Here is a 5,576-nt window from a genome sequence, read left to right as displayed (position 1 = left end):
TTTTTCCTCTGACGTGATAAGTAAAATTGAATATTACTGCGCTGCAGCTTACAGCAATAAAAAAAGGGTTCACGCTAAACATGAACCCTTATTACTTTTCACGCAGGTTTGATTTAATAAGACGGGGCTACCGTTAATTAAATCAGCTTTTCTTCAGGCACGAACTCATAAACGTTTTACGCGCATCGCCGGTGAGCTTTTTATCGCCCGCATCAGCATTACAGGTTTTCATCTTCATTTGTTGCGGCGTCATATTGCCCATTTTGCTGTCTTTTTTCAGACAGTCACTCATAAAGCTTTTACGCGCATCGCCTTTCAGATTTTGTGTACCGGCGCTCTGGTTACACATGGTCATTTTTTCCTGCTGTGCGGTTTTCTCTGCCGCACTCGCACCGCCTGCGATCAGCAAGCCTGCTGTCATTATTGCCAAAAGACACGATTTCATTACCGGATTCTCCATAGCATTATTGCCACCTAAGCATGGCACGGAATAAGCAAATACGAGAAATCGATAATGACATTCGCCTGAAAAAACAGGCGATAGCCGTTAAACGCGGGGATGGTGCAGCAACTTCTCTACGTAATTACGCAGCATGGTGGTATCGGGCGTTTCAGCAGCGGGGGCGACGGGCGGCATGGCTAATTTAATAGCGGCCTCAATGTCGTGGAATTGTTCGGGATTCAGTTTGCGCAGCATCGCGGTTAACACGATTTCTAACGCCTCAACCTGAACCACTAATTCTTTAGACTCTTCTTCTTTTTCAGCCAGCTTTAGAAGGAGTTCCGCAATCAGGTTTTTCATGCGACAAGCTCAATGAGAGAAGAAAAACAGACGTTAGCATTGCGCTGAATAAAACAACAAGGATTTTTAAGGGTTTTCAGAAAAAAACAGCCAAACGGCAGAATAAAAAAACCGGCTAGATTTCAATATGTAATAGCGAAACGTTTCACCAGACGATTAAAGATTTATTGAAACGTTTCGCTCACCTATACCCTAAATAATTCGAGTTGCAGGAAGGCGGCAAGTGCAATCATCCTCAGGAGCTTACTTCAGTAAGTGACTGAAGGTGAATGCACGCAGCCAACGCACCTGCAGCTTGAAGTATGACGGGTATTAACGTGGGCCTTCGAAGCCGCGTCCCGGACCGCCGCCACCATGACCGCCGCCCCAACCGCCGCCGCCCGGAGGAGGGAAAATACAACCGCTCAGCGCGGTGACCAGTGCCACAACTGCGGCGATTTTAATAATACGGACCATAATTACCTCGGAATGGTGAAATCGGGCTGAGTGTATGAGGCCGCATCAGGCGCGACAATACAGAATTCTCCGCAACACGGCGCTATTCATCTCTGCTCACCACGCTTAACAATTCGCTGGCACTAAAGCGGCAAAAACATCACACAGGCGGCATCGATTGATGCCATGGCGCTGCGCATAATTGCTGTCGAACACTTTACAGCCGGTGCAATTTCGCGCAATGTGAGCGCATTACAATAAATGAGATCTCATCATGAGCTTATCTGCTGTTTCCCTGAGTGAAATTCTGGCGCGTCGTGACTGGGAAAACCCGGTGATCACCAGCCTTAATCGGTTAGATGCGCATCCACCGTTTGCCAGCTGGCGCGATGAAACCAGCGCGCGCGACGATCGCCCTTCGCCTTCACGCCAGTTATTGAACGGCCAATGGACCTTCAGCTACTTCACGCAGCCTGAAGCGGTGCCGCAAAGCTGGCTGCTGCAGGATTTGCCTGGCGCCGATGCGCTGCCGGTGCCCGCTAACTGGCAGCTGCACGGTTTTGACGCGCCGATTTATACCAACGTGCAGTACCCGATTCCGGTTACGCCGCCTTTGGTGCCGCAAGAAAATCCCACTGGATGTTATTCGCTCACATTTAAAGTCGATGCTAACTGGCTGCAACAGGGCCAGACGCGCATTATCTTTGATGGCGTGAATTCGGCCTTCTTCCTGTGGTGTAACGGCCAGTGGATCGGTTATTCGCAAGACAGCCGCCTGCCCGCCGAATTTGATCTCAGCAACGCGTTGCAGCCCGGCCAGAACCGTTTAGCCGTGATGGTGTTGCGCTGGAGCGATGGCAGCTATCTGGAAGATCAGGATATGTGGCGCATGAGCGGCATCTTCCGTGATGTCAGCTTGCTGCATAAACCCGAGACGCAACTGGCCGATGTGCAGATAGAAACCGCGCTAAGCCCGGAATACCTGCGCGGCGATCTGCGCGTTAGCGTCAAAATCCACGCTGGCGATCGTCAGCCCGCGCAATGCCGTCTGCGCGTCAGCTTGTGGCGCGGCGACAGCTGCCTTGGCGAGCAGGAACAGGTGCCCGGCAGCGACATCATCGACGAGCGCGGACATTATCCTGAACGCGCCCTGCTGATCTTGCCGGTCAACCAGCCGCTGCTGTGGAGCGCCGAAACGCCACATCTCTATCGCGCGGTGGTGACGCTGCTGGATGAAAATGGCAAGGTGCTCGAAGCCGAAGCTTATGACGTTGGTTTCCGCCGCGTCAGCATTGAACAGGGGCAACTGTGCCTGAACGGCAAGCCGCTGCTGATTCGCGGTGTGAACCGCCATGAACATCACCCGGAAAACGGCCAGGTGGTGGATGAAGCCAGTATGCGCCGCGACATCGAGCTGATGAAGCGCCACAACTTCAACGCCGTTCGCTGCGCGCACTATCCCAATCATCCGCTGTGGTATCGCCTGTGCGATCAATACGGTTTGTATGTGGTGGATGAAGCCAATATCGAAACGCACGGCATGCAGCCGATGAACCGTCTTTCCAGCGACCCGCGCTGGTTCGCCGCCTACAGCGAGCGCGTCACGCGCATGGTGCAGCGCGATCGCAATCATGCCTGCATCATTATCTGGTCATTGGGCAACGAATCCGGTCACGGCAGCACGCATGATGCGCTCTACCAATGGGTGAAAAGCAGTGATCCAACGCGTCCGGTGCAGTACGAAGGCGGCGGCGCCAACACGGCTGCCACCGATATCGTCTGCCCGATGTACGCGCGCGTCGATCAGGATCAGCCTTTCCCAGCGGTACCCAAGTGGTCGCTGAAAAAGTGGATTGGTCTGCCGGGCGAAACGCGTCCACTGATCCTGTGCGAATACGCGCACGCAATGGGCAACAGCTTTGGCGGTTTCGCTATATACTGGCAGGCCTTCCGCCAGTTCCCACGCTTGCAGGGCGGCTTCGTCTGGGATTGGGTTGATCAAAGCCTGACGCGCTATGACGCCAACGGCGAAGCCTGGCAAGCCTACGGCGGGGATTTTGGCGATAAGCCAAACGATCGCCAGTTCTGCATGAACGGGCTGGTTTTTGCCGACCGCTCACCGCATCCGGCGCTGTTTGAAGCCCAGCGCGCGCAGCAGTTCTTCCAGTTCCAGCGTGACGCTAACCAGCCATATCGCTTTACCGTTAGCAGCGAATATCTGTTCCGCCGCAGCGATAACGAAGTGCTGCGCTGGTCGATTGAGCAGGATGGCGTTGCCATCGTCAGCGGTGAATTGCCGCTCGATCTCGCCGCACAAGGCAGCCAGACGTTTACGCTGCCGGCCAGTGAAGATTTGCAGGGCAACGCGTGGCTGAATCTCGCTGTGCATCAGGTCAACGCCACGCCGTGGTCCGAAGCGGATGCGCGCGTTGCGTGGGATCAGTGGCCGCTGCCCGCTGCGCTACCAGTACGCGTTGTAGAGACCGGTGTTACCGCGCCAGAACTGATCGCCAATCACGATCTGGTGGCGGTGGTGCTGCCGCAGCAGCGCTGGCACTTCTCGCGCCGCAGCGGCGAGCTGGTGCAATGGTTTGTCGATGATGAAGAAACGCTGCTCACGCCGCTGCAGGAGTGCTTTATTCGTGCGCCGATTGATAATGATATCGGCACCAGCGAGGCCGCCAATGTTGATCCTAATGCGTGGGTCGAGCGCTGGAAGCGTGCGGGCTACGATGAGTTAGATGCGGTGTTGGTGGATATGCAGGTCGACAGCCTGAAACACAGCGTGCTGATTGAAACCTGGCATCAATGGCACGCCAACGGCCAACTGGCTTTCACCAGCCACAAACGCTATCAAATCAATGCAAACGGTGAGTTGTCTATCAGCGTCAAGGTGGAACAGGCCGCCGGTCTGCCGCCACCAGCACGCATCGGGCTGCGCTGCCAACAGGTCAAGTCACCGCAGCAGGTGAGTTGGCTCGGTTTGGGTCCGCACGAGAACTATCCGGATCGCCAGCTGGCGGCGCAGTTCTCACGCTGGCAGCTGCCGCTGGCGGCGCTCAATACCGCGTATGTGTTCCCCGGTGAAAATGGCTTGCGCTGCGGCACGCGTCAGTTACACACCAATAGCTTGCAGGTCAGCGGCGACTTCGCCTTCTCGCTCAGTCGCTACAGCCTTGAACAGCTGCGTGAAACCTCGCATCGCCACTTATTGCAGCCAGAGAATGGCTGCTGGCTGCACCTCGACGGCTTCCACATGGGCGTCGGCGGTGACGATTCATGGAGTCCAAGCGTTAGCCCGGAGTTTTTGCTTTCTCAGCAGCGCTGGCACTACGCGCTGACGTTGCGTCAGTAGGTTTTTCTGCGGTTTCACGCTGGCTCAAAGGTGGAGTCAGCGTGGTTTTCGGCCGACGATAGAAGCGGCGCAGGAAGATCACGTTAACCATCACCACCATCGCCGTGGCGAAGAACACCCAGCGATAGCCGGTTGCCGCCGATACCGCCGCGCCCAGCAGCGGTCCCGCCACATTCCCCAGATACATAAACGATTGGTTGTAGCCGAAAATACGCCCGGTGACGTTATCGCGTGAATGCCGCACCAGCAGTGTTTGCACCGCCGGCATCATCGCGCCATCGGCAAATCCCAGCAGGAAACGCAGCACGCCCAACTGCGTCGCGCTGGTGACAAACGACATTGCCACCAGCAGCAGCAACGACACAATCATAGTGGCGATCAGAATGCGCTGCGTACCAATCCGATCGCCGAGTTTACCCAGCCGTGGCGCGGAGATCAGCGCCGATACGCCCGGCAGCGCGGCAATCACCCCGCTGAGAAACGCGATGTTCTGCGCATTCGGTGCCAGCTCGCGCACAAACAGCGTCAGGATCGGATTCACCGAGCCGTTGCACATCTGAATCACCATGGTGGTGAAGAACAGGCAGATCATTAAGCGCGGATTATCGAGGCTGCGAAACACTTCGCGCCCGCTCAACTTGTCCTGCTTGCTGACCGGCGTATAACCGGTCTCTTTTATCAGGAACAAGGTGACGAGAAAACTCACCATCAGCAATACGGCCGTGACGATAAATACCATGCGCAAACCGAGCCAGTCCGCCAGCAAACCGCCAATCATCGGCCCGAGGATCACGCCGCTGATCTGCCCGGTGGAAACACAGCTCAGCGCCCAGCCGCTGCGTTCACGCGGTACCTGCGCCGCCACCAGCGCCATCGCATTGGGAATATAGCCGGAGGTAAGCCCCATCAGCGCACGCAACAGCAACAGCTGCCACGCCTGAGTGACAAACGCCTGCAGCAGAATCACCGCGCCCATGCCGAACG

The 5,576-nt window shown here is 56.0% G+C and carries 5 protein-coding genes; 1 reads left to right on the top strand and 4 read right to left on the bottom strand.

Annotated features, from left to right (window positions below; translation table 11 throughout):
* Positions 1–142: 142 nt before the first annotated feature.
* The 3 genes from RTY00_RS18640 to RTY00_RS18630 all read right to left on the bottom strand — a co-directional run bounded on the left by RTY00_RS18640 (position 143) and on the right by RTY00_RS18630 (position 1,258).
* Positions 143–445, bottom strand: coding sequence for a PsiF family protein (locus RTY00_RS18640; protein ID WP_008106038.1), 303 nt, complete (start codon positions 443–445; stop codon positions 143–145).
* A gap of 102 nt (positions 446–547) precedes the next feature.
* A complete protein-coding gene (iraP, locus tag RTY00_RS18635) occupies positions 548–802 on the bottom strand; it encodes an anti-adapter protein IraP (RefSeq protein WP_008106035.1) in 255 nt (84 codons plus the stop codon).
* 312 nt (positions 803–1,114) lie between these two features.
* Complete coding sequence (locus tag RTY00_RS18630) at positions 1,115–1,258, bottom strand: hypothetical protein (RefSeq protein WP_196761357.1); 144 nt, start codon at positions 1,256–1,258, stop codon at positions 1,115–1,117.
* Between the two features lie 253 nt (positions 1,259–1,511).
* On the opposite strand from RTY00_RS18630, the gene RTY00_RS18625 reads away from it, so the two are divergent.
* Positions 1,512–4,592: a beta-galactosidase gene (locus RTY00_RS18625; RefSeq protein ID WP_312665428.1), complete on the top strand. Its 3,081-nt coding sequence runs from the start codon at positions 1,512–1,514 to the stop codon at positions 4,590–4,592.
* Here the strand turns inward: RTY00_RS18625 and RTY00_RS18620 are convergent.
* Positions 4,531–5,576, bottom strand: a 1,046-nt coding sequence (locus RTY00_RS18620) for an MFS transporter (RefSeq protein ID WP_312665427.1), incomplete at its 5' end; no start/stop codon positions are given. The two genes, RTY00_RS18625 and RTY00_RS18620, sit on opposite strands and share 62 nt — an antisense overlap.

Source organism: Pantoea sp. CTOTU49201, assembly GCF_032054795.1.
In the GTDB taxonomy this organism is placed as follows: Bacteria; Pseudomonadota; Gammaproteobacteria; order Enterobacterales; family Enterobacteriaceae; genus Pantoea; species Pantoea symbiotica.
Note: the sequence above shows the minus strand (reverse complement) of the source record. Positions and strands in the feature narration are given on the sequence as shown.

Bases quoted from the DNA above. Each gene is read 5' to 3' on its own strand.
- iraP (WP_008106035.1), bottom strand. From the start codon at position 802: ATGAAAAACCTGATTGCGGAACTCCTTCTAAAGCTGGCTGAAAAAGAA.
- RTY00_RS18640 (WP_008106038.1), bottom strand. From the start codon at position 445: ATGAAATCGTGTCTTTTGGCAATAATGACAGCAGGCTTGCTGATCGCA.
- RTY00_RS18630 (WP_196761357.1), bottom strand. From the start codon at position 1,258: ATGGTCCGTATTATTAAAATCGCCGCAGTTGTGGCACTGGTCACCGCG.
- RTY00_RS18625 (WP_312665428.1), top strand. From the start codon at position 1,512: ATGAGCTTATCTGCTGTTTCCCTGAGTGAAATTCTGGCGCGTCGTGAC.